Below are 818 nucleotides of genomic sequence, written 5' to 3' on the forward strand. Positions count from 1 at the left end.
AACGAGGTATCCATTGTATTGGAGATACGCCACGCTAGCACTGCACGGCTCGCCCAGTCGATGATGGCAACGAGATAAAGAAAGCCACGGCCGATGGGCAAATACGTGATGTCGGCCGCCCACACCTGGTTCGGCCGGTCGATCGTCATGTTGCGCAGCAGATAGGGATAGATCTTGTGGCCCGGCGCCGGCTTCGTCGTGTTCGGCTTCGGTCCCAGCGCCGCGATGCCCATCTTGCGCATCAGGCGCTGCACGCGCTTGCGATTGACCTGAAGCCCCTCAGCCTTCAGCATCGCGGTCATTCGCCGCGAGCCCAGGAACGGCCAGGCGGTGAACAGCTCGTCGATCCGCCGCATCAGGCCAAGGTCGTTGTCGTTGGCCGGCCGGGGCGGCCGGTAGACGCCAGAGCGCGCGATGCCAAGCAACATGCATTGCCGGCGGATCGACAGCGCCTTATCGGCGCGATCAAGCATTCCTCGACGGTCCGGCGTGCTCATCTTCCGGACCTCCGCACTAAAAAATCGCGCTCGACTGTCAGTTGTCCAATCTTGGCGTGCAGCTTCTCGATCTCGCGTTCGCGAGCGTCCTCGCTCTCCCGCCCGACACCCGCGTCAAAAGCCCGGGCCGCCTGTTCCAGCAGTTGCTTCTTCCAGGCATAGATCTGGTTCGGGTGAACCTCGTAGCGCTGGGCCAAATCGGCCACCGTCGCCTGCTCCCGCACCGCCTCCAGCGCGATCTTTGCCTTCAGTGCCGCGTCGATCTTGCGTCTCGTCTTCTTCGTCATTGCTCACTCCGTCTATCAGACGGAGCGGCCTTTT

2 protein-coding genes are annotated in these 818 nt (G+C 62.5%); both read right to left on the reverse strand.

Features of this window, described 5'->3' with window-relative positions:
- A partial coding sequence (locus Q2941_RS51755; protein WP_458197563.1) for an IS3 family transposase occupies positions 1-497 on the reverse strand: 497 nt, incomplete at its 3' end.
- Positions 494-784: a transposase gene (locus Q2941_RS51760; RefSeq protein ID WP_283023207.1), complete on the reverse strand. Its 291-nt coding sequence runs from the start codon at positions 782-784 to the stop codon at positions 494-496. The genes Q2941_RS51760 and Q2941_RS51755, both read right to left, overlap by 4 nt.
- Between the last annotated feature and the right edge of the window lie 34 nt (positions 785-818).

The sequence above is a fragment of the Bradyrhizobium sp. UFLA05-153 genome (assembly GCF_054185185.1).